The organism is Flavicella sp. IMCC45537 (assembly GCF_057197705.1).
On the sequence record NZ_CM170067.1, the window covers coordinates 2,687,491 to 2,709,430 of the forward strand.

19 protein-coding genes are annotated in these 21,940 nt (G+C 32.4%); 15 read left to right on the forward strand and 4 right to left on the reverse strand.

Features of this window, described 5'->3' with window-relative positions; all coding sequences use genetic code 11:
* Nucleotides 1–101 precede the first annotated feature (101 nt).
* Entirely contained in the window at nucleotides 102–1,301 is a 1,200-nt protein-coding gene (locus AC2DGP_RS11050; RefSeq protein ID WP_484490120.1) for a LamG domain-containing protein, read from the forward strand.
* A 236-nt stretch (nucleotides 1,302–1,537) separates the two neighbouring features.
* On the opposite strand, the gene AC2DGP_RS11055 is transcribed toward AC2DGP_RS11050, so the two are convergent.
* Nucleotides 1,538–2,548 carry a hypothetical protein gene (locus AC2DGP_RS11055; protein WP_484490121.1) on the reverse strand — a complete coding sequence of 337 codons (1,011 nt, stop codon included), beginning with the start codon at nucleotides 2,546–2,548 and terminating at the stop codon, nucleotides 1,538–1,540.
* 168 nt (nucleotides 2,549–2,716) lie between these two features.
* Here AC2DGP_RS11055 and fbp point away from each other — a divergent pair, with 168 nt between their 5' ends.
* Nucleotides 2,717–3,742 carry a class 1 fructose-bisphosphatase gene (fbp, locus tag AC2DGP_RS11060; RefSeq protein WP_484490122.1) on the forward strand — a complete coding sequence of 342 codons (1,026 nt, stop codon included), beginning with the start codon at nucleotides 2,717–2,719 and terminating at the stop codon, nucleotides 3,740–3,742.
* On the opposite strand, the gene AC2DGP_RS11065 is transcribed toward fbp, so the two are convergent.
* Entirely contained in the window at nucleotides 3,739–4,698 is a 960-nt protein-coding gene (locus tag AC2DGP_RS11065; protein WP_484490123.1) for a substrate-binding periplasmic protein, read from the reverse strand. The genes fbp and AC2DGP_RS11065 overlap by 4 nt on opposite strands.
* 143 nt (nucleotides 4,699–4,841) lie before the next feature.
* On the opposite strand from AC2DGP_RS11065, the gene AC2DGP_RS11070 reads away from it, so the two are divergent.
* The 3 genes from AC2DGP_RS11070 (at nucleotide 4,842) to AC2DGP_RS11080 (ending at nucleotide 8,999) form a co-directional block, all read left to right on the forward strand.
* Nucleotides 4,842–5,354: an RNA polymerase sigma factor gene (locus AC2DGP_RS11070; protein ID WP_484490124.1), complete on the forward strand. Its 513-nt coding sequence runs from the start codon at nucleotides 4,842–4,844 to the stop codon at nucleotides 5,352–5,354.
* 125 nt (nucleotides 5,355–5,479) lie between these two features.
* Nucleotides 5,480–6,394, forward strand: coding sequence for a FecR family protein (locus AC2DGP_RS11075; protein ID WP_484490125.1), 915 nt, complete (start codon nucleotides 5,480–5,482; stop codon nucleotides 6,392–6,394).
* Complete coding sequence (locus AC2DGP_RS11080) at nucleotides 6,384–8,999, forward strand: TonB-dependent receptor (protein WP_484490126.1); 2,616 nt, start codon at nucleotides 6,384–6,386, stop codon at nucleotides 8,997–8,999. The genes AC2DGP_RS11075 and AC2DGP_RS11080 overlap by 11 nt, the downstream gene beginning before the upstream one ends.
* Here AC2DGP_RS11080 and AC2DGP_RS11085 read toward each other — a convergent pair.
* Entirely contained in the window at nucleotides 8,996–10,138 is a 1,143-nt protein-coding gene (locus AC2DGP_RS11085) for a DNA polymerase III subunit (protein WP_484490127.1), read from the reverse strand. The genes AC2DGP_RS11080 and AC2DGP_RS11085 overlap by 4 nt on opposite strands.
* Before the next feature lie 177 nt (nucleotides 10,139–10,315).
* Here AC2DGP_RS11085 and AC2DGP_RS11090 point away from each other — a divergent pair, with 177 nt between their 5' ends.
* From AC2DGP_RS11090 to ccsA, 6 genes are all read left to right on the forward strand, one after another.
* Nucleotides 10,316–11,500: a phosphoglycerate kinase gene (locus AC2DGP_RS11090; protein ID WP_484490128.1), complete on the forward strand. Its 1,185-nt coding sequence runs from the start codon at nucleotides 10,316–10,318 to the stop codon at nucleotides 11,498–11,500.
* A 194-nt stretch (nucleotides 11,501–11,694) separates the two neighbouring features.
* Nucleotides 11,695–12,732 carry an aldo/keto reductase gene (locus tag AC2DGP_RS11095; RefSeq protein WP_484490129.1) on the forward strand — a complete coding sequence of 346 codons (1,038 nt, stop codon included), beginning with the start codon at nucleotides 11,695–11,697 and terminating at the stop codon, nucleotides 12,730–12,732.
* 150 nt (nucleotides 12,733–12,882) lie between these two features.
* Complete coding sequence (gene nrfH / locus AC2DGP_RS11100) at nucleotides 12,883–13,491, forward strand: cytochrome c nitrite reductase small subunit (RefSeq protein ID WP_484490130.1); 609 nt, start codon at nucleotides 12,883–12,885, stop codon at nucleotides 13,489–13,491.
* A 2-nt stretch (nucleotides 13,492–13,493) separates the two neighbouring features.
* On the forward strand, nucleotides 13,494–14,984 hold the full coding sequence (gene nrfA / locus AC2DGP_RS11105) for an ammonia-forming cytochrome c nitrite reductase (protein WP_484490131.1): 1,491 nt from the start codon (nucleotides 13,494–13,496) through the stop codon (nucleotides 14,982–14,984).
* A 27-nt stretch (nucleotides 14,985–15,011) separates the two neighbouring features.
* Entirely contained in the window at nucleotides 15,012–16,262 is a 1,251-nt protein-coding gene (locus AC2DGP_RS11110) for a hypothetical protein (RefSeq protein WP_484490132.1), read from the forward strand.
* Nucleotide 16,263: 1 nt separating this feature from the next.
* On the forward strand, nucleotides 16,264–17,067 hold the full coding sequence (gene ccsA / locus AC2DGP_RS11115; RefSeq protein ID WP_484490133.1) for a cytochrome c biogenesis protein CcsA: 804 nt from the start codon (nucleotides 16,264–16,266) through the stop codon (nucleotides 17,065–17,067).
* Between the two features lie 54 nt (nucleotides 17,068–17,121).
* On the opposite strand, the gene trpS is transcribed toward ccsA, so the two are convergent.
* A complete protein-coding gene (gene trpS / locus AC2DGP_RS11120; RefSeq protein WP_484490134.1) occupies nucleotides 17,122–18,090 on the reverse strand; it encodes a tryptophan--tRNA ligase in 969 nt (322 codons plus the stop codon).
* A gap of 132 nt (nucleotides 18,091–18,222) precedes the next feature.
* Here trpS and AC2DGP_RS11125 point away from each other — a divergent pair, with 132 nt between their 5' ends.
* The 4 genes from AC2DGP_RS11125 (at nucleotide 18,223) to AC2DGP_RS11140 (ending at nucleotide 21,798) form a co-directional block, all read left to right on the forward strand.
* Complete coding sequence (locus tag AC2DGP_RS11125) at nucleotides 18,223–18,972, forward strand: lysophospholipid acyltransferase family protein (protein WP_484490135.1); 750 nt, start codon at nucleotides 18,223–18,225, stop codon at nucleotides 18,970–18,972.
* A 48-nt stretch (nucleotides 18,973–19,020) separates the two neighbouring features.
* Nucleotides 19,021–19,662 (forward strand): PAQR family membrane homeostasis protein TrhA, encoded by a 642-nt coding sequence (trhA, locus tag AC2DGP_RS11130; protein ID WP_484490136.1) that lies wholly within the window; start codon nucleotides 19,021–19,023, stop codon nucleotides 19,660–19,662.
* A gap of 77 nt (nucleotides 19,663–19,739) precedes the next feature.
* Complete coding sequence (locus tag AC2DGP_RS11135) at nucleotides 19,740–20,480, forward strand: LytR/AlgR family response regulator transcription factor (protein WP_484490137.1); 741 nt, start codon at nucleotides 19,740–19,742, stop codon at nucleotides 20,478–20,480.
* A gap of 127 nt (nucleotides 20,481–20,607) precedes the next feature.
* Nucleotides 20,608–21,798, forward strand: coding sequence for a sensor histidine kinase (locus tag AC2DGP_RS11140; protein WP_484490138.1), 1,191 nt, complete (start codon nucleotides 20,608–20,610; stop codon nucleotides 21,796–21,798).
* Nucleotides 21,799–21,940 lie beyond the last annotated feature (142 nt).

Here is a 21,940-nt window from a genome sequence, read left to right on the forward strand (position 1 = left end):
AGTGTTTTTATCCGTTTTTTTTTGTACAGTTTAAGTATAGTGCAAAAAATTTAACCGCTCTTTTCTATGTTTTATTTTTGTTAGAAATAAAATATAGATCGATGAAACAAGCAAAATATGTAGGTGTTATAGTGGCGGGAATTTTAGTTTCTTGTGGTACTGGTAATTTAAAAGAGAAACCACAAGAATCTGCAAAAGAAGAAAAAATTTCGGCATTAAAGTTGCCTGTAGAAAAAAGTGAAATCAATCATGATTTACCGTTAGCAATTAAGAATGTAAACGACTGGAAATTGCAAGAAAGTGTTTCTGATGAGTTTAATTATAACTTCGAAGCTCAAAATAAAAAAGCAAATTTTGGAAAAAGTGGGAAGTGGGTAAATTTTTATCATAGCAATTGGGACGGACCCGGTACCACCTATTGGAAATACAATCATGTAGCTGTAGATGGTTCTGATTTGGTAATTAAATCTTCAAGGTGGCAAGCAAAAGGAGAGTTCAATCCTGTTTCTTCCAAACCCAATAAAATGAATAAACCTAATGGAGGAATCAACGCTGGGTGTATTTCTTCAATAGATAAGGTTGTGTATCCCGTTTTTATTGAGTCTAAGTCGAATGTTGCAAATATAGTTTTGGCTTCTGATGTTTGGCTTTTAAGTCCAGATGCAACACAAGAAATTGATATCATGGAATGTTATGGAGGTAAAGAACCAGGAAATTCTTATTTCGCAAAATCTATTCATGTAAGTCATCATTCATTTATAAGAAAACCTTTTACCGATTATCAGCCAAGAGATAAAGGAGCATGGTACCAAAGAGAAGGGGTTACCGGATGGGGAGAATATTGCTATAATAACGGAGAAAGAAGAGATGTAAGAACTGGCGTTTATTGGAAAAGCCCATTTCATTTTGAGCATTATATTGATGGAGAGTTGATTCGTGTGTTACATGATAAAGCACTTGCCACAAAGGTGAAAGGTGTTTGGGAGTATGGTTATCCAACGATGACAAATGGAAAATTGGATGTTACCAAGGGAAAACAAAAAATTACAATAACAAATACCAGTACTGAATATTCGTTTGAAGAATTAGAAAAGGCAAATGCCATTTCTAAAGTAAGTATTATTGATCCGTATGAATATCAACATGGTAAGGGGTATACCAAACCGTTGAATATTATTATCAATTTAGAATCCCAAGACTGGCATGTAAAAGCAGGTAGAACTCCTTCTGATGAGGATCTAAAAAACCCAAATAAAAATAAAATGAAAGTAGATTGGATTCGTGTGTATAAGCCAATGTAGTTTTAAAGAATATATGATTAAAATTTTAGCAAACCCCACAATGAGAACATTGTGGGGTTTGTGTTTTAAATGAAACCTAAAAATTTATGTTATAAAATATAAAACCCCTGTCAGCACGATGCCTTCAGAGGTTTTAACCCTATTACTACTACTACTAATTTTAACCTTCGTAAAGTAAGGTATGTGTTACTAGCTCTATTTTAAAGATGCTATAGAGCTAGGTACTTAGGGGTAATTTATTTTTTTCTACCTTTTTTAGGCATTAAAGCTTTAAGTTCATCTTCATTATTTACTACAATTGTTTCTTCTTCAACAATTACAGAAACAGGGAATACCAATTCCGGACGAGTTCCTTCTTCTAAAGTTTCTTTATATGCTTTCATGGCATCAGCATCTGCAATTTCTAAATCACCATCCGCAGTTACTACAGAAACTGGAAATATCAATTGTGGTTTGCTTGGTCTTTCTGGTTTTAAGGCTTGTAACTCATCAGCATTGTTTACAACGATTGTTTCTTCGTCAATAATTACAGAAATTGGATATACAAATTCTGGACGAGTTCCTTCTTCTAAAGTTTCTTTATATGCTTTCATGGCATCAGCATCTGCAATTTCCAAATCACCATCTGCAGTTACCACAGAAACAGGGAATACCAATTCAGGTCTTGCAGGTCTTTCACCTCTTTCTGGTTTCAAAGCCTCTAATTCTTCTTCGCTATTCACAACAATTGTTTCCTCATCCATAATTACAGATATAGGATATACAAAAGCTGGTTTCACACCTTCTTCTAATGATTCTCTATAAGCTTTAAAAGCTTCTTTATCGTCTATAGCAAGTTCACCTTCCGAAGTGGCAACATTTACAGGAAATACTAATTCAAAAGGAGGTCTTCTGTGTTTTCCTTTCTTTTTACCAATCAAGGCTTTCATTTCTTCTTTGTTATTTACAGTAATGGTTTCTCCATCAACTGTAATATCTATTGGATAAACAATTTTAGCTCTTGCATTTTTGTTTCCATATTCAGTTAATTCTTCATCATTAGAAATAACTACTTCCGTATCGTCGTCGTTTACTGCAGTAATTGAATACTTAAATGAAAGTGTTTCAACGGCAGATTTGATGTCTTCATTTGATAATTCAGTTGAATTTTCAGATGCAATGATCTCTTCAGTTAGGCTTTGGTCACAGGAAGTAAATACTCCCATTGCGATAAATAATGCTGCAACCGTGTTGGTGAATTTTTTCATGATATAGAATTTTTAAGTTTAATATTTATGGTCTCTATATATAAAACAAGCACCTTTTAAATAACCCTACCTAAAAATTTAATTTTTTTCAAAAAAAAATATTTGCCTGTGTTTACATAGGTTTTTAGAAGAAATAAATATGTAATTTAGGCTTAAAAATTCTATATCATGGAAAATTTACAACATACTACCCTAGGAGAGTTTATTATTGAAAATCAAAAACAGTTTAAATATTCTTCTGGAGAGTTATCTAGGTTGATCAATTCCATTCGATTGGCTGCTAAAATTGTGAACCACGAAGTTAATAAAGCAGGCTTGGTGGATATCCTTGGCGAGGCTGGAGAAAGAAATATTCAAGGCGAAGATCAGCAAAAGTTAGATGTATATGCAAATGATGTTTTTAAATCGGCCTTGATTAACAGAGAAATTGTTTGTGGTATTGCCAGTGAAGAGGAAGATGATTTTGTGACTATTGAAGGAAAAGAAAATAGTCATTCAAATAAATATGTTGTTTTGATTGACCCCTTGGATGGGTCTTCTAATATAGATGTTAATGTATCTGTAGGAACCATTTTTTCAATTTATAGAAGGGTTACCCCAGAGGGAACACCAGTTCAGATTGAAGATTTTTTGCAAAAAGGAAATGAACAAGTTGCTGCAGGATATATTGTGTACGGTACTTCAACAATGTTAGTGTATACAACAGGACATGGGGTTAATGGTTTTACTTTAAATCCTGCTTTAGGAACATTTTATTTGTCACATCCCGATTTGAAATTTCCTGATTCAGGTAAAATATATTCTATAAACGAAGGAAATTATGTTCATTTCCCACAAGGAGTTAAAGATTATTTAAAATATTGTCAAGAAGAAAAAGAAGACAGACCATATACTTCTAGGTATATAGGTTCTTTGGTTTCTGATTTTCATAGAAATATGATTAAAGGAGGAATTTATCTATATCCTACAAGTTCAAAATCGCCACAAGGAAAATTAAGATTGCTGTATGAATGTAACCCCATTGCTTTTTTAGCAGAACAAGCCAATGGGAAAGCTACAGATGGGTATGTGAGAATCATGGATTTAAAGCCTACAGAGTTACATCAAAGAGTTCCTATTTTTTGTGGAACCACTAAAATGGTGGAGAAAGCAGAAGAGTTTATGGCTAAATATCCTGAAGATAAAAATTATTAAATTTTTATTTGTAATCCAATTGGTTTTGGCAGTTCATTTTTTTGAGCAGGAATATTATTTTTATAAACTTCTGGTACGCTTTCCCAATCTGGATAATGTTTGTTGTTGAAATAAAAACCTTCTGTTTTTGTTTCATCGTAAAAAAGTGAATAAGCCCGATTTGAGTTTTTTTCTACAACTAGATTTGAACTTAAAATAATTTCAGAAACTCCATCGTTATCAACATCAATTTTTATTCGATCTAATTGCATAATGTCATTATAACTACCATCCTTCATCATTTTTTTTATTTGCACATTGAAATCGGCCATTATTTTTTTAGCATTGGGAACATTTTTATGAATAGCAAAATGCAATGATTTTTTTGAATATGGCTTTTGAGAAATTTCTAAATATTTATTGACATCATTTACTTGGTATTCCAGCAGGTATTGAATTAATAAATTATCTACTAAAAAATAATCTATTTCTCCTGAAAGTAATTTTTCTAAATTTTCTTGATTGTTTTTACTGAAAACAAATTCAATTTTTTTGTTCTCCGTAATTTCATCTCCGTAAGCGTAGCCCTCTATCAATCCTAACTTTTTGCCATTTAAATTAGGGTTGTTTACGTTTTGGTTTTTATTTGAAACCAATACAAGTTGGTTTTGCAGATAGGGGTCCGAAAATAACATGGTCTCTTCTCTTTTTTTAGTTTTCCACAATGCAGCACTACCATCATAAGTATGTGTTTTTATTCCATCGATAACCTCTTTAAAATTTAAAATAGAGGTATTACTTTTTATATTGGATTGAGAAAGTGCTTGTTGTACAATTTCTAAAGCAATAGATTTTTCCTTTGCAGCGTTTGTAAAAGGAGGCCAAATATCAGAAGCCAATTTTAACTCCTGAGAAGAGGCATTAAAACTTGAGATAAAAAGAAAACTTAGTAAGGCTAGGAAGTAATAATTTTTCATAGTTTTATTGATGTTAGGTAAAATCAAAGATACATGATAATTTGTTGAAAATTAATTCTGTTTCATACTATTAATACATGTTTTTTTTGATGTGAGATACATAAAAAAAATGGTTATTTTTGAATTTAAAATGAGCACAAAATATGTCTGAAGAAAAATCGGTATGTGAGTCTAAGGTGTTTGAAAGCCTTTACTCTAGCCATTCCAAATCTCTATATAACTTTATTTATTATAAATGCGGTAACCAAGATCAAGCTGAAGATTTGGTGCAAGAAGCTTTTATAAAAATGTGGAACAATTGTGCTAAGGTTATTTTTGAAAAAGCAAAATCTTTTTTATACACGGTAGCAAACAATATGTTTCTAAACGAAGTAGCGCATAAAAAAGTAGTTCTAAAGTATAATCAGATTCCAACAACAGATGCTACTAATGAAGACCCTGAGTTTATTTTGGAAGAAAAAGAATTTATGGTGAAGCTTCAAAACGCGATTTCTGATTTAACTGACGGTCAAAGAGAGGTTTTTTTAATGAGTAGAATTGATAAAAAAAGTTACAAAGAAATAGCTGAATTGTTAAATATATCTGTCAAAGCAGTAGAAAAAAGAATGCACGGAGCACTTTTAAAAATGCGTGAAAAAATCAGCGGAAAATTTTAAGTCTGTGATATAGGTAATAAATTAAGAATCATGTTTATAACATTTTTTGTTATCAAATGTTAATAAAATAAAAAAGAGGTAGGGTAGTTTAAAATAAAACTGTTTTACTAATAAAGGATATAATTATGGAGCAAAAATACACAGACGATACTTTTTTAGCAAGATGGCTAAATAAAGACCTCAATGAAGAGGAACGCATTGCTTTTGAAAAAACCGAAGATTTTAAAGAGTACTCAAAAATTGTAAAAAAGATGGAGCTTTTTAAAGCCCCAGAGTTTAATCAAGAAACGACTTTAAAAGCAATACAGAATAAAATACAACATCCGAAGCAAAAAGTTAGAAAAATGGTGCCTAGTTGGTTTTATGCAGTAGCTGCATCCATAACTTTGTTGTTTGGTATCTTTTATTTTGTAGATAAAGAAACAGTTTACCAAACCTCTTATGGAGAACAACTTGCGATTGTATTACCTGATGGATCTGAAGTTCAATTAAATGCAAAGTCAAAGCTTACTTTGAATGAGAAAGATTGGGAAGAAGGAAAAAGAAACCTAAATTTAAATGGTGAAGGATATTTTAAAGTACAAAAGGGTTCAAAATTTACTGTAGCTACAGATTTAGGATCTGTGAGCGTTTTAGGGACGCAATTCAATGTAAAAAGAACACAGGATTTCTTTGATGTAAAATGTTTTGAAGGAAAAGTAAAAGTAGTAAGTAATGCTGATGAAGTTATTTTAACTCCCGGAAAAGGTTTTACAAAAATACAGGGACAAGCAGCACAGAATACCACTTTTGAGTTACAACAACCGGCTTGGGTTTCAGGAGAAAGTTCTTTTGTGAGTACTCCCTTAAAATACGTTTTAAAGGAATTAGAAAAACAGTATCATATTACGATCGATTCTGAAAAAGTGAATCAGAATCAGTTATACTCTGGAAGTTTTACAAATAAAAATAAAGAAATTGCTTTACAAACAGTTTTTATACCTTTACAAATCGCATATACGATTGGTGAATCAGGTAAAATAACGCTTAGTGAAAAGTAAAACATATTATTTTTTAATACTTTTTTTTGTACTCATAACTATTGGAAAAGCACAACAGCAAATTCCAGATAATAAGAATGAAACCAAAGCGCTAAAAGAAATTTTAGTTTCCTTGGAAACGGAATATAAAGTTCGTTTTTCTTATGATGCTAGTTTGATTGAGGAATTTACCATATTCCTAGAAAAAGGGAATCAAAACCTAAAAGAGGTACTATTATATCTCGAAGAAGAAACCAATTTAATTTTTGAAAACCTAGACGATAGGTATATCATTATAAAACAAAAAGAAATTACCACAGACAATGTTGTTTGTGGTTTTCTTGTTGATGAAAACTCTGGGATGCCTATTGCCAATGCCACAATTTGGGTGGAAGACAAAAATATAGGGGTTTCCTCAAATTCCGAAGGGTATTTCGAATTGAAAAAATTACAATCAGATTGGATTGTAAGAGTAGATTATTTGGGGTATTACAGTGTAGAAAGTCCCGTTTTTAAAATGCAGCATGATAACTGTAAAAAAATAAAGCTTTCTGAAACAAATGAAGAACTACAAGAGGTATTGATAAGTGATTACCTTACACAAGGAATGTCTAAAAAAAGAGACGGAGCGATTCGTGTTTCTCCAAATAATCTAGGAATCTTACCAGGATTAACAGAGCCAGATGTACTGCAAAGTTTACAAATGCTTCCAGGAGTACAAAGTCCAGGAGAAACAGCTTCTGATTTACATGTAAGAGGAGGTACACCAGATCAAAACTTGATATTATTTGATGGAATAAAAATGTATGAGAGCGGTCATTTTTTTGGGTTGATTTCTTCCTTTAATCCCTACATTACTAAAAAAATTGAGTTTTATAGAAGTGGAACGAGTGCTAGGTATGGAGAAAGAATAGGAGGAGTGTTGGATATTAGCTCAGGTGAGGCTGTACCGGAATTTAAGGCTGGTTTTGGATTGAATTTATTACATGCCGATGCTTATATAAAAGCTCCTTTGTTTAATAATAAAGTAGGTGTTATTTTGTCAGGAAGACGTTCTTTAACGGATTTTTGGAATACCATAACTTATCAAAAATTTTCAGAAAGTGTGTTCCAAAATACACGTATCGTTCAGGACGAAACAGATGGTGCAAACGATATAACTAACGTAAATAATAGTTTCTTTTTCCATGATTATAATTTAAAAGTTATAGCAGATATTTCTAAAAAAGATAAGTTAGTATTTAGTAATTTATATAATAAAAATAATTTAGAGTACTATTCAGAAAATGAACGTTTTAGTGAGACTAATACTGATAATCTACAAATTAAAAATAGAGGGTCAAATTTAAAATGGTCGCGGTATTGGAGTGATAAATTTTCTGGGAATATAGAATTCAACCAATCTGAGTATTTATTAGATTACCAAGGAATTCGTACCATTACAAGAAGAAACCCTGAGAATAATGTTACTGAAACCTTTGAAAAGCACAACAATGTTGATGATCTTGGATTAAAAGTAGAGATTAAAAATGATATAAATGATTTTGTTTCATGGTCGCATGGTTATCAACTATCCAAAAAAAATGTGAGTTATATTTTTGACAATAGCAATGACAATAGTGTAGATCAGGTTTTTGAATCAGATAATTCAGAAAATATGACCCACTCTTTTTTTTCTGAATATGCGGTACATACGGATGAGAAATGGAATATGAATTTTGGATTACGTGTAAATTATTTTACCGTGGTAGAGGAGTTTTATTTGGAACCTAGATTATTTTTGTCAAATCAAATAACGGAGGCTTTTCAGTTGAAGTTTTCTGCAGAAATAAAAAATCAAGTCATCAGTCAGTTAATTGAATTTAGAAATAATGGTTTCGGTTTAGAAAATGATATTTGGGCCTTGTCTGATGGTCAAAGAATTCCTGTTTTAAAAAATTATCAAATTTCCGCAGGGTTTTTAGTACAGCATAAGGGATGGAATTTAGATGTGGATTTTTATAACAGAAAAATAAATGGAATTACTTTACTTACAGAAGATGTAGCAAATCAAGTTCCGCAATATTTAGCAGGAATTAGCACAACAAATGGGGTTGATTTTTTATTAAAAAAACGTTTTGGAAATTATAGAACTTGGGTTAGCTATACCTTATCTAAAACAAAATTTCAGTACGATGAGTTAAATGAAGGTGAGAAATTTGATGGAGAATACGATATTCCACATTCTTTAGTTTGGTCACATACTTACGGCGTTAAAAGATTTGAATTTTCACTTGGTTTTAAATTGAGATCTGGTACACCTTATACCAAAGGATTGTCTATCGAGCAAACACCAAGAGGTAACTATAGAATTGTTTATGAAGATGAAGTAAATGCAAATAGATTACCGATTTATAAAAAAGTAGATCTGTCGGCAACCTATAAATTTAAATTCTCTAAGAAAGGAAAAGCACAGGGTAAATTTGGATTGTCATTCATGAATATTTTCAACACCAAAAATATTTTGGATAGAGGATATGAAATTAAATTAGATGGGCGTGGCCCAGCGGCAGAACGTACCTTGGTAGAAACAGATCAAATATCAATAGGATTTACTCCAAATTTGGTTTTTAGAGTAGATTTTTAAGCATTTTCTTTAGCATGCAGAAGTCGTGTTAATTTAATAGATAAATCTAAAAGAATAATTTTTGCATTACCGTTTCTTTCAATGTGGTATAATGCATCTCCTACTTCTTTTTCAATTTCCATAATATTGCCTCCGTGAATAAAAGGTGCAAACTTCGCCAGAGAAAACCCTTGAGTTTCTGTCTCTAAAAACACTAATTCTTGGGCACTATAGTTTTGTAGAAGTGCTTGTCTAAAAAACTGCAAACAATAGTGAAGAAAACTTTTTTGGGTTTCTCTACCAGATTTGGCAATGGTTTCACTCCATTCAATTAAATTCTGAATCACAGCTGCATTTCCTTTGGCTTTAAATGCAGTTCTTACCCAAGTAACAAACCATTGTTCAAAAATGATGTCATTGGAATCGTGTTTTAAAATATGAACTGCCTTGTTAAAATTACCTTCAGATTGGTGAGCTATTTTAGAAGCTTCCGCAGGAAAAGAATTGTTTCTACTAATTAAAGCGTCTGCAATATCAGCTTCGCTTAAAATTGGGAATGTTAATACTTGACATCGAGATAGAATAGTATTAATAATTTGTTCTTGATCCTCGGCGATTAAAATAAAAATGGTGTTTTCAGGCGGCTCTTCTATAAGTTTCAAAAGTTTATTTGCTGCAGAAATGTTCATTTTTTCAGCCATCCATATGATCATGATTTTGTAACCACCTTCGTAAGATTTTAATTGAAGGGATTTTACAACTTGCTCCGCTTCATCAACACCAATTTGCCCTTGTTTATTTTCAATACCAATTTGCTGAAACCAATTGAACAAACTACCATAAGGTTGTTCTTTGATAAAAGTTCTCCAATCATCTAAAAACAGATTGCTTACAGGATGTTTTTTCACCTTGTCATTTGTTGCTACAGGAAAAGCAAAATGAAGATCAGGGTGTGCTAAATTTTCACATTTTATATTACAAGAAGAGGCATCTTCATTTTTGCTACATAGCAAATATTGTGCATAGGCTATTGCTGTTGGTAAAGTACCAGAACCTTCTTTTCCAATAAACAACTGCGCATGCGGAATGCGTCCATTGTCGGCAGAGGTTTTTAAATGATTGATGATGTGTTCTTGACCTATTATATCTGAAAAAAGCATGGACAAATATAGGGATATCAAAAAAGAGAAACACAGGAAAATTTCTTAAAATTGAGAAATAGATGAAAAGGAACTTTTGTTGGCGCTTACAAAAACGTTGTAGTAGCTTTTTTTAGATTTTTAAAAACGAGTATTTAAATTAAGTATATTTGCTTACAAATTTTAATTAAACAAACAATGAAAACAATTAAAGACATCAATTTTGAAGGTAAAAAAGCCTTAGTTCGTGTTGATTTTAATGTGCCTTTAGATGCAGATTTTAATGTAACTGATATTACCAGAATTAAAGCAGCAAAACCAACGATTATCAAAATCTTAGAAGATGGTGGAGCAGCAGTTTTAATGTCGCATTTAGGTCGTCCAAAAGGAGTAGAGTCTAAGTTTTCATTAGGTCATATTGTTGAAAAAGTAAGTGAAGTATTAGGAGTACAAGCTAAATTTGTAGATTCTTGTGTTGGAGCAGATGCTGAAGCAGCAGTTGCAGATTTGAAACCAGGAGAAGTTTTGATTTTAGAAAATTTACGTTTTCATAAAGAAGAAACTGCAGGTGATCTTGAGTTCTCTAAGCAGTTGTCTAAATTAGGTGATGTTTATGTAAATGATGCATTTGGTACTGCGCATAGAGCACATGCTTCTACTACAATTGTAGCTCAATTTTTTGAAGAAAAAGTTGCTGGTTATGTGATTGAAGCAGAATTAGTAAATGCTGATAAAGTTTTAAAAGGTGGAGACAAGCCAGTTACTGCTATTATGGGTGGTGCAAAGGTTTCTGATAAAATTTTAATCATTGAGAAATTATTAGATGTTGCTGATAATATTATTATTGGTGGTGGTATGTCTTATACTTTTGCAAAAGCAGAAGGTGGAAATATCGGAAAATCTTTATGTCAAAATGATTTATTAGAGTACGTTCTTGAGTTAGAAGAAAAAGCAAAAGCGAAAGGAGTTAAGTTGATTTTCCCAATTGATAATTTATTAGGTGATGACTTTTCTAATACAGCAAATACACAAGTTGTTTTAAGAGGACAAATTCCTGACGAGTGGGAAGGATTTGATATTGGACCACAAACTATTGATTTATTTTCAGGAATCATTAAAGATTCTAAGACTGTAATTTGGAATGGACCAATGGGAGTTTCTGAAATTCCTTTGTATGCAACAGGAACTATTGAAGTTGCCAAAGCAGTAAAAGCAGCAACAGAAAATGGTGCTTTCTCTTTAATTGGAGGAGGAGATTCTGCCGCAGCAATCAACAATTTAGGTTTTGGTGATGATGTATCATATGTTTCAACAGGTGGAGGTGCTTTATTAGAATATATGGAAGGTAAAGAATTACCTGGTATTGCAGCTTTGAAAGCTTAATACTTATAAATAATATTTAAAAAGCCTTACTAATTTTAGTAAGGCTTTTTTGTTTTTCATGATAAATTTGAGCTGCCAAAATTGATATTCACACTAGATGATTCAATATTTGAATAAATCCTTTTTTTGACTGATTATTGAAATTATCGGAAAGCTTTTTTTTGTACTTTTATTTTCCAAAAAATTATAGAATAATGAAGTACACGAAGATACCTAATACAGACATTAAAGTTTCAAAACTTTGTCTAGGGAGCATGACATGGGGAGAGCAAAATACGGAAGCAGAAGGGCATGAACAACTCGATTATGCTGCTGAAAAAGGTGTTAATTTTATTGATACTGCAGAGATGTATTCTATTCCAGGAAGAAAAGAAACACAAGGTAATTCAGAGAGAATTATTGGTTCTTGGTTGCAAAATAAAAAGAGAGAAGATTTTGTAATTGCAAGTAAAATTGCAGGACCAAATCCTGGTTTATCTTATATTCGAGAGCCTCAACAATTCACTAAAAAATTGGTGTTAGAAACCGTTGAGAAAAACTTACAAAGGTTAAATACGGATTATATTGATGTGTATCAATTGCATTGGCCGGATAGGAATGTTAATTTTTTCGGTAAGTTAAATTATAAGCATAATAGCGAAGAAAAATGGGAGGATAAAATAGCTGAATTAGTGGAGGCTATGGATGAACTTGTAAAAGCTGGTAAAATTCGTCATTATGGATTGTCGAATGAAGTACCTTGGGGAACGATGAGGCATCTTAATGAAGCTGATAAAAATAATTTAACTCGCTGTAAAACTATTCAGAATCCTTATTCTTTATTGAACAGGTCATATGAGATTGGAATGGCTGAGGTTTCTATGAGAGAAAATGTAGGTTTATTAGCGTATTCACCGTTAGGTTTTGGGGTGTTAAGCGGAAAATATTTTGATGATAACTTACCTGAGAAATCAAGACTAAAGCTATTTCCAAATTACTCTAGATACAGTAATAAACAAGCGATGTTTTTAGCTGAGAAATATAATGAACTTGCAAAGAATAATAATTTAAGTCTGGTTGAGTTGTCTTTAGCTTTTATCGAAGCACAACCTTTTCTGACATCAACTATTATTGGCGCAACTACTATGGAGCAGTTAAAACAAAATATTGCAACAATTGACGTAAACTTAACAGAAGAATTGCTTTTAGAGATAGATCAAATACATAATTTGCAGCCCAACCCTGCGCCATAAAAGGACTTAGAACGACTTGGAGCCGTGTTTTTTAGCACGGCTTTTTTTATTAAATCTTAAAAAAATGACAACGGTCATATTTTTATTTGTGGAGAACCATAAATTTGTGTTAAATTTAACGAATAGGACAGAACTTAAAAATTGCGAATCATGAGTAAGTTGCTTAGATTAATTATTCCACCTAAAGAATGGCGCACGCCAGTAGTTATTTTGTTAGGTGCAATTTTTGGACTTACATTGTATGCAATGATTGAGTCCAAAGCGGTTTCTTACTTGTCTGATGATCCTAAAACCTGCGTGAATTGTCATGTGATGACTCCACAATATACAACTTGGTTGAATAGTTCCCATAGAGAGTGGGCTACTTGTAATGATTGTCATGTTCCGCAGGACAATGTTTTCAATAAATATTTTTTTAAGGCCAAAGACGGAATGTATCATGGATACGTATTTACTACCCGTGGTGAACCTGAAGTAATTAGAATGAAGGAAGCTGGAGTAGAAGTGGTTCATAATAATTGTATTCGTTGCCATCAAGATCAAGTAGTAGATGCTAAATTAGCTAGTACTGTTGATAATCATAAAGCAAATATGACCGATAGAAAATGTTGGGAATGCCATAAAGAAGTACCCCATGGTAAAATACACAGTTTATCATCTGTAAAATATTACGGGAAAGTCCCTCAGGAACATCAAGAAACCGTTCCGGGTTGGCTTAAAAAATATATGAAAGATTTAGATACAAAACCAAAAGAATAATTATGAGCACAAAAAGAGAACCTTGGAAAAATTGGGTGTTATTTTTAGCATCTATGGTACTTGTTTTTTTACTAGGACTTCTAGTTTCAACAATTACAGAAAGAAAAACAGAAGCTAAATACGCATACACACCTGTAAATAAAATAAAACCAGGTGAGCCTAGAAATGAAGTTTGGGGTGAAAATTTTCCGAGAGAATTTGAATCGTATTATAGAACTGCCGATTCTACTTTTAAATCTAAACATAATGGTAATGCCAATATAGATATGTTAGAGGTAGATCCTCGCTTGGTTGTTCTTTGGGCAGGATATGGTTTTTCTAAAGACTACAATCAAGGACGTGGTCATTATTATGCAGTAGAAGATTTAAGAAACTCTTTAAGAACAGGTGGCCCAACGGGTAAAGATGACGGACCGATGCCTTCTACGTGTTGGACTTGTAAATCACCAGATGTTCCAAGAATTATGAATGAACAAGGTGTAGAAGAGTTTTATAAAGGTAAATGGGGGAAATTAGGTGCTGAAATTGTGAATCCTATTGGTTGTGCAGATTGCCACGATTCTGAAACAATGAATTTAAAGGTTACAAGACCCGCTTTGATTGAAGCTTTTGAAAGACAAGGGAAAGACATCAAAAAAGCAACCCATAATGAAATGCGTTCTTTGGTATGCGCACAATGTCACGTTGAATATTATTTCAACAAAAATTTACCAGGCAAAGAAGGAACCCCTTATTTAGTTTTTCCTTGGGATGATGGACAAACTGTAGAAGATATGGAAGTGTATTACGACAGAGTGGGGCATGTTGACTGGGTGCATAAGTTAAGTAGAGCACCTATGTTGAAAGCACAACACCCAGGTTACGAAGTGTACAAAATGGGAATTCATGGTCAAAGAGGTGTTTCTTGTGCGGATTGCCATATGCCTTATAAAACAGAAGGAGGACAGAAATTTACAGATCACCATATTCAATCTCCATTAAATAATGTAGCAAATTCTTGTCAGGTATGTCACCGTGAGGAAAAAGATGTATTGGTAAAGAATGTATATGACAATCAAGATAGAATCCTTGAAAATAGAGATCAATTAGAAAGATTGTTGGTGAGAGCACATGTTGAGGCTAAAAAGTGTTGGGATTTAGGTGCTACTGAGGCGCAAATGAAAGATATTTTACATGGAATTAGATTAGGACAATGGAGATGGGATTATGCTGCGGCTTCTCATGGAGGTTCTTTCCATGCCCCTGTAGAATTAGGAAGAGTAATAGGGAAAGGAATTGATATTACGCAAGAAACACGTATCAAATTAGGAAAGTTGTTGATGAAGTTAGGTTTTGATGGAGAAGTAGCATATCCACCAATTGAAACGAAGGCTGCTGCTCAGAAATATATTGGATTGCCAATGGAAAAACTAGAGCAAGAAAAAGCTGAGTTTAGAAAGAATGTTTTACCTAAATGGGATGAAGAAGCTAAGCAAAGAGAAGCTAAATATTAGTATATTGGCTTTGCTTAGATCTTGTTTATGACACAACAATCTTTAAAGAAAAAAAGAAGAGACTTTTGGGAGCATCCTTGGAGCTATATGGAATCATTTTTCATTGGCATAGGGTTGCTCCTAACTGGTTTTATGATGGAGATTTTCTTTCCATCTAAAGAAGAGTTTCTTATATCTTATCCATATAATGTTATTTTTTTATTAGGATATGTAGGTATCCTGTTTATCGCGTATTTCAAGTTTTCCGATATTCAATTAATCCGTTGGTTGACAAAAGTTCCGGCGTCCATATCTTCTATAGTATTGGTTACTTTTATGGTAATGATAATGGGGATAGTTCCACAAATACCATCGGAGAATGCAACGATTTCTAAACTAGGGTTGAATCATATCACTACGCATTGGGCATTTTTATTGATTCTTTTACAGTTTTTAACTTGTTTGGGTTTGGTTACTGTAAAGCGAATCATGCAGTTTTCTTGGTCTAATTTTGGTTTCGTAGTAAGTCACCTAGGGCTGTTTATTGCAATCGTTGCTGGAGTACTTGGAAGTGGAGATTTAGAGCGTTTGTCTCTAAATGTATATGAAGGTAAGCCAAGTATTATGGCTTATAATGATAATGAGGAGGAGGTTGAGTTGCCTTTTGCTATTTATTTGAACGACTTTATTATTAAAGAATACAACCCTAAGTTGGCTTTGGTAGATAATAAAACTGGAAGCATCGCACATAATAATGGTAAGAATTTATATTTAGTAGAAAAAGAGGAAACCTACTATTTTAAAAATTATCAAGTACAGATTGATGATTATCTTGAAAATGCAGGAAAACATGGTGTTAATTATTTTTTCGTCAATGAAGTTGGCTCACCTCCGGCAGCTAAAGTAACCGTTACAAACAATGAAGATGGGAGCATTGTGAAAGGTTGGATTAGTAGTGGGAGTTTTAGATATCCATATCAGTCTTTAAAGATTAGTGATGATTTTTCAATTGTTATGACTATTCCAGAACCTAAGGAGTTTAGCTCTGATATAGATATTTTAACAAAAGAAGGAGAACGTATCAATACAACCTTACTAGTGAATGAGGCTTATTACTACAAAGGTTGGGATATTTATCAGTTAAGTTATGATGAAAAAATGGGTAAATGGTCTGATTTGAGTGTGGTGGAGTTGGTAAGAGATCCATGGCTACCAGTGATTTATTCAGGGATTTTTATGATGATCATAGGTGCTATGAATATGTTCTGGTTGGGGAATAAAATAAATAAAGAAGATTGAGATGACTTGGATAGATTTTCCTTTATATAGTGGAATTATTGGTTCTATTTGGTTGATAGGACTTGTGTTTCTATTTCTTGCATACACAAAACAATCCTACATTAAAGTTGCTTTGCCGATTTTGTTTTTAGGTTGGGGTGTGCTTTTGTTATTTGTAGCTAAGCTTTGGGTAGAGTTAGATAGACCCCCAATGAGAACCTTGGGAGAAACAAGACTTTGGTATGCTACATTTTTGCCTTTTGTTGGATTTGTAACCTATTTTAGATGGAGGTACAAATGGTTTTTAGCCTATAGTGTGATATTATCTTCGGTTTTTTTGATCATTAATTATTTAAACCCAGAAACTTATTCTAAAACATTAATGCCAGCGTTGCAAAGTCCTTGGTTTGTGCCTCATGTGTTGGTTTACTTATTTTCATATGCGGTATTAGCGGCTTCAAGTATAGTAGCAATGAAAGGAATTTATGATTATTCTAAAGGGGTTTTGTCGTCAGAAACTTTAAAATTAGCAGACAACTTAGTCTATATAGGTTTTGCTTTTTTAACACTTGGTTTGCTTTTTGGAGCCATGTGGGCTAAAGAGGCTTGGGGACATTATTGGACTTGGGATCCTAAGGAGATATGGGCGTTTTTAACCTGGATGGGATATTTGACTTATATTCATTATCGTTATTTCCATACACATAAAACCAAACAGTCTTTGAGTATTTTGGCTTTGGCCTTTGTGGTGTTGTTAGTGTGTTGGTTTGGTGTAAATTATTTACCTGTAGCTCAAACCAGTGTTCACACCTATACACAGCAATAAAAAAACCTCTTTAAATAAAATTTAAAGAGGTTGGATTTATCGTAATTTCTTTTTTTAGTAACCTAGTTTTGCTCGCGTTCTTTGTAAAACGGCTGTGGCCACTTTTTTAGCTTTTTCTGCTCCAATAGCTAGTGCTTTGTCTATTTCATCAAGATTATTGATGTAGTGATTGTAACGCTCTCTTTCAACCGCATACTTTTCTACTAACAATTCGTAGTAGGCTTGCTTGGCATGACCATAACCGTAATTACCACCTTTGTAATTTGCTCTCATTGTAGCAATTTGCTCGTCCGAAGCAATTAATTTGTAAAGTGCGAAAAGATTACATGTATCGGGATCTTTAGGATCTTCCATAGGAGTACTGTCCGTTTGGATTTTCATTACCTGTTTGCGTAGTTTTTTATCTGTTTGGAATAAATCAATAATATTCCCTTGAGACTTACTCATTTTACCACCGTTGGTTCCCGGAACATACATGGTTCCTTCTTGAATTTTTGCATCAGGCAAAATAAAAGTTTCGCCCATTTGATGGTTAAATCTACCTGCTACATCTCTTGTCATTTCAAGGTGCTGTAGTTGGTCTTTTCCAACCGGTACAATTTCGGCATCATATAATAATATATCTGCGGCCATCAACATTGGATAATCAAACAATCCGGCATTTACATCCTCTAAACGGTCTGCTTTGTCTTTAAAGGAATGTGCTAAGGTTAATCTTTGATAAGGATAAAAACAATTTAAATACCAAGTCAATTCAGTTGTTTCTGGGATATCACTTTGTCTATAAAAAACAGTTTTATTTACATCTAGACCAAAGGCCAACCAAGCAGCAGCTGTGCTATATGTGTTTTCTTTTAATGTTTTTCCGTCTTTTATTTGTGTAAGCGAATGCATATCAGCAATAAATAAAAAAGACTCATTTGCTGGGTCGTTTGCCATTTCAATAGCCGGTATTATAGCCCCAAGTAAATTCCCTAAATGTGGCGTTCCCGTACTTTGAACTCCTGTTAATATTCTTGACATTTTGTTTGTTTTGAAAAGCAAAAATAAGGAAAGCATAATGATTTTATTTCGGTTCTTGCTTTAAAAATTAGAAAGTTTTGTTAAGATACTGAATGCAACTGCTTTTGAATTTAATTTGGGTAAATTTGATGCATGATTGACTTTTTGAAAAATGTGCTCCGATTGCTTTGGAGAATTTGGTTTTATATTCTTTTTGCAGGAATGGTATTTTTGTTCGCTCCTATATTGTTGTTGGTTACTTCTAGAGAAGATTGGTATCCTATATTTTTTAAGCTCGCTAGGTTTTGGGCTAAAACAACGCTTTTTTTTACAGGATTTTGGGTGAGAAAAAATGAATTACAAAAAACAAAAAAGGAGGGTAGTTATATGTTTATTGCAAACCATACGTCTATTTTAGATGTTTTGTTGATGCTTTCTATTGTAAAGAACCCTTTTGTATTTGTAGGAAAGAAGGAATTAGCAAAAGTGCCTGTGTTTGGTTTTTTTTATAAGAGAACCTGTATACTTGTAGATAGAGGAGATTCTAAAAGCAAACAAAAGGTTTTTAAAGAAGCGCAAAGAAGAATAAATTTAGGCTTGAGTATTTGTATTTTTCCGGAGGGCTTGGTACCAGAGGACGAGTCTATAGTTTTGTCTGAATTTAAAAAAGGTGCTTTCCGGTTGGCTATTGAACATAAACTTCCCTTGGTGCCTATGAGCTTTTATGATTGTAAAAAAAGATTTTCTTATACTTTTTTTAGCGGATCTCCTGGGGTGTTACGTGTAAAAGTGCATTCCTTTGTTCCTGTTGTTGATTTGGATTTAGGAGCTGTTACACAATTAAAAGATCGTTGCTTTGATCTGATAGAAAAGGATCTAATTAATTATTCAAATCCTTCATAAATTGATGCTTCTTTTGTATTTTATATAGAATCGATAAATAAGATTCTTATGAAATATGAGGTGACATATTATCCAAAACTAGAGGAGCGCTTGAATATAATTTCTCATGGTCTTGGTGCTGCATTAAGCATCATTGCATTTCCTTTTTTAGTAATAAAAGCATCCTATTCACAGAATCCAATTGTTGTTTTAAGTGTTGTGATATATGGTTTGAGTTTGATTCTACTATATTCCGCTTCTACTTTATACCATGCTACAAATGAAAGGAAAATTAGATATTATTTAAATATTTTCGATCATTCCGCAATATATATATTAATAGCAGGAACTTATGCACCCATAGCTTTAGTGGTGCTGCAGGGTAGAATAGGTTGGATTATTTTTGGTTTGTCGTGGGTACTAGCACTTTTAGGGGTTTTATTTAAAGTGTATTTCATTGGTCGTTTTAAATTGATTTCTATCGGAACTTATATTGCTATGGGGTGGATGGTTGTCTTTGCAATTAAACCTTTAGTAGAAAAATTTGATTCACTTGGGTTAATGCTTTTTGTTTATGGAGGCGTGTCTTATTCTATCGGAGCTTTATTTTTCTCGTTTAAAAAAGTGCCCTATAATCATGCTGTTTTTCATGGGTTTGTCCTGTTCGGAAGTCTGTTCCATTTTCTCGGAATTTATTTTTATATTCTGTGAGAATATTAACATGGTTATATAGATGTGTTTTTTGATAGAGATATTTTGAAATATTCCGTATTTAAAAATTGAAAAAAATGTTAAAGATTTTAATTGTTGATGATGAGCCAGATGCGTTGGAAGTTTTAGAATGGAAGCTTAAAACGTATGTGTCTAATATATCAATTACTACTTGTTCCAGTGCAAAAAAAGCCGTTGGATTGATTTCAGAAATTAATCCGCATATTGTTTTTTTAGATATTCAGATGCCAGAAATGAATGGATTTAGTTTTCTTGAAAAATTACCTGCCAGAAATTTTGAGTTGATATTTACAACAGCTTTCGATGAGTTTGCTTTACAGGCAATAAAAGAAAATGCAATAGCATATTTATTGAAACCTATTGATAAAGCGGAGTTAATTGCTGCTGTTGAAAAGGCGAGGAATAATGTATACCGAGATAGTTTAGCAATGAAAGTTGATGCTATGCTGTATTCAATGAAACCCTCAACACCTAAAATTAATATATCTGCAGATGGGAAAATTTATTTTTTAGAAGCGCAAGATGTAGTAATGTTACAATCAGATAAAAGTTATACTACAATTTATCTAGTAACAAATAAAAAAATAGTGGTTTCAAAAACACTAAAAGAGGTAGAGAAAAAGTTTTATATGAATTCCTTTTATCGTGTTCATAATTCTTACTTGGTAAATTTAGATCATGTTAAAGAATATTTGAAAAGAGATGGAGGTGAATTGATTTTGACAAATGAACTTACCGCTAGTGTTAGTAGAAATAAAAAAAGCGAATTGATAGAAAAGCTTCAATTGAATGTTTAATGATTTAAATTCTGAGTTCTTTTCATGGATTAGAGGTGCGATTCTGTTGCTTTTTCTAATTAATTTTGGACTTTATTTTCAGAATAAGAAAAGACTTTTTTTAAATTATAGTCTTTATTTGTTTTGCATGTTCGTCTTTTTTCTCAAGCCAGTTGTGTCTGGAGCTTGGGATTCTTTTTACGAGTATTTTGAGTTTTCAGTATTCTTTATTGGCTTTGTTTTCTATGCCGAGTTCGAAAGAGTATTGTTGTCTAGTAGGTATACGATTCCTGATTGGGATCGTTATTTTATTATTAAAAAATACGCAGTTTTATTTTTTTCCATTAGTTTTCCCATTGTGTATTATTTCTTTGGGAAGGATGTTCTTTCTGTTGAGGTATTTTTCTTCTCAAGTTGCTTGAGTCTTTTTGTTGTTCGAACTTATTTTGTTATTTCCAAAATAAAAGAAAGAAGTGTTCATTTTTTTATTTTTGGGTCTGCCTCATTTTTGTTGTTAGCCAATATTGGATCTTATTTTAATATTGCTTTTAGAAATCGTCTGGATACAATTAATTTTGATCCTCTTTTATTTGTGTATATCGGTGTAATGATTGAAGCACTTGTGTTTACAAATATAATGGGTAAAATATTCAAACAAATCTTAGAAAAAAAGTCCAATTTAAAAGTGCAGTATGCATTGAAACAAAAGGAGGCAGCAGAGTTAAAAATGACGGCGTTGCAAAGTCAAATGAACCCGCATTTTTTATTTAATTCCCTGAACTCAATAAATAATTTTATTCTAAAAAACGAAAAAGAAGAAGCTTCTGATTATATTACTTCTTTTTCAAAGTTGGTTCGAAAAATTTTAAAAAATTCAGAAAGTATAGAGATTTCTTTGGCAGAAGAGTTGGAGGTGTTGGAAATGTATGTTTCCTTGGAGAAAACCAGATTGCAAGGAGGTTTCGAGTATATTAAAGAAATAGATGAAGAATTGAATTTACATGAAATTATGGTGCCTCCTCTTTTTTTACAGCCCTTTATAGAAAATTCAATTTGGCATGGTTTAGCAAGTAAAGTAGGCGAGAAGAAGATTGTTATAAAAATTAGAAAGGAAAGTCTAGATTTAGTAATACTTGTTGAGGATAATGGTATTGGTATTAATAGTGCTGTTAAGGAGCAAAACAGAGTTTCTTCAAAAAGAAAGTTTTTTGGTTCTTATGCAACTGAAAAACGAATAAAATTGATGCACCCGAAGAATTCGGTTCATATTTCAACATGTAATATTTTGTCAAACACAGATTCAGGGACAAGGGTTACGATTGTATTTCCTTTAAACTAATAATTAATCCCGTTTATTGTTAGTATGCTACAATTCGTTTTAATAACCCAAAAAAAAGTAAAATTTAAATGATAAAATGTAAGCTTTGTGTATATTTGCAGTCTAAAAGTTAGATAGTTACGTTTTTACTAGTGTTTTTTGG

Excerpts from the sequence above, each read along its gene's own strand:
- nrfH (WP_484490130.1), top strand. The coding sequence starts at position 12,883 with ATGAGTAAGTTGCTTAGATTAATTATTCCACCTAAAGAATGGCGCACG.
- AC2DGP_RS11050 (WP_484490120.1), top strand. The coding sequence starts at position 102 with ATGAAACAAGCAAAATATGTAGGTGTTATAGTGGCGGGAATTTTAGTT.
- trhA (WP_484490136.1), top strand. The coding sequence starts at position 19,021 with ATGAAATATGAGGTGACATATTATCCAAAACTAGAGGAGCGCTTGAAT.
- AC2DGP_RS11085 (WP_484490127.1), bottom strand. The coding sequence starts at position 10,138 with ATGCTTTTTTCAGATATAATAGGTCAAGAACACATCATCAATCATTTA.
- AC2DGP_RS11135 (WP_484490137.1), top strand. The coding sequence starts at position 19,740 with ATGTTAAAGATTTTAATTGTTGATGATGAGCCAGATGCGTTGGAAGTT.
- AC2DGP_RS11140 (WP_484490138.1), top strand. The coding sequence starts at position 20,608 with ATGTTCGTCTTTTTTCTCAAGCCAGTTGTGTCTGGAGCTTGGGATTCT.
- AC2DGP_RS11065 (WP_484490123.1), bottom strand. The coding sequence starts at position 4,698 with ATGAAAAATTATTACTTCCTAGCCTTACTAAGTTTTCTTTTTATCTCA.
- AC2DGP_RS11110 (WP_484490132.1), top strand. The coding sequence starts at position 15,012 with ATGACACAACAATCTTTAAAGAAAAAAAGAAGAGACTTTTGGGAGCAT.
- AC2DGP_RS11055 (WP_484490121.1), bottom strand. The coding sequence starts at position 2,548 with ATGAAAAAATTCACCAACACGGTTGCAGCATTATTTATCGCAATGGGA.
- fbp (WP_484490122.1), top strand. The coding sequence starts at position 2,717 with ATGGAAAATTTACAACATACTACCCTAGGAGAGTTTATTATTGAAAAT.
- AC2DGP_RS11070 (WP_484490124.1), top strand. The coding sequence starts at position 4,842 with ATGTCTGAAGAAAAATCGGTATGTGAGTCTAAGGTGTTTGAAAGCCTT.
- AC2DGP_RS11125 (WP_484490135.1), top strand. The coding sequence starts at position 18,223 with ATGATTGACTTTTTGAAAAATGTGCTCCGATTGCTTTGGAGAATTTGG.
- ccsA (WP_484490133.1), top strand. The coding sequence starts at position 16,264 with ATGACTTGGATAGATTTTCCTTTATATAGTGGAATTATTGGTTCTATT.
- AC2DGP_RS11090 (WP_484490128.1), top strand. The coding sequence starts at position 10,316 with ATGAAAACAATTAAAGACATCAATTTTGAAGGTAAAAAAGCCTTAGTT.
- nrfA (WP_484490131.1), top strand. The coding sequence starts at position 13,494 with ATGAGCACAAAAAGAGAACCTTGGAAAAATTGGGTGTTATTTTTAGCA.
- trpS (WP_484490134.1), bottom strand. The coding sequence starts at position 18,090 with ATGTCAAGAATATTAACAGGAGTTCAAAGTACGGGAACGCCACATTTA.
- AC2DGP_RS11095 (WP_484490129.1), top strand. The coding sequence starts at position 11,695 with ATGAAGTACACGAAGATACCTAATACAGACATTAAAGTTTCAAAACTT.
- AC2DGP_RS11075 (WP_484490125.1), top strand. The coding sequence starts at position 5,480 with ATGGAGCAAAAATACACAGACGATACTTTTTTAGCAAGATGGCTAAAT.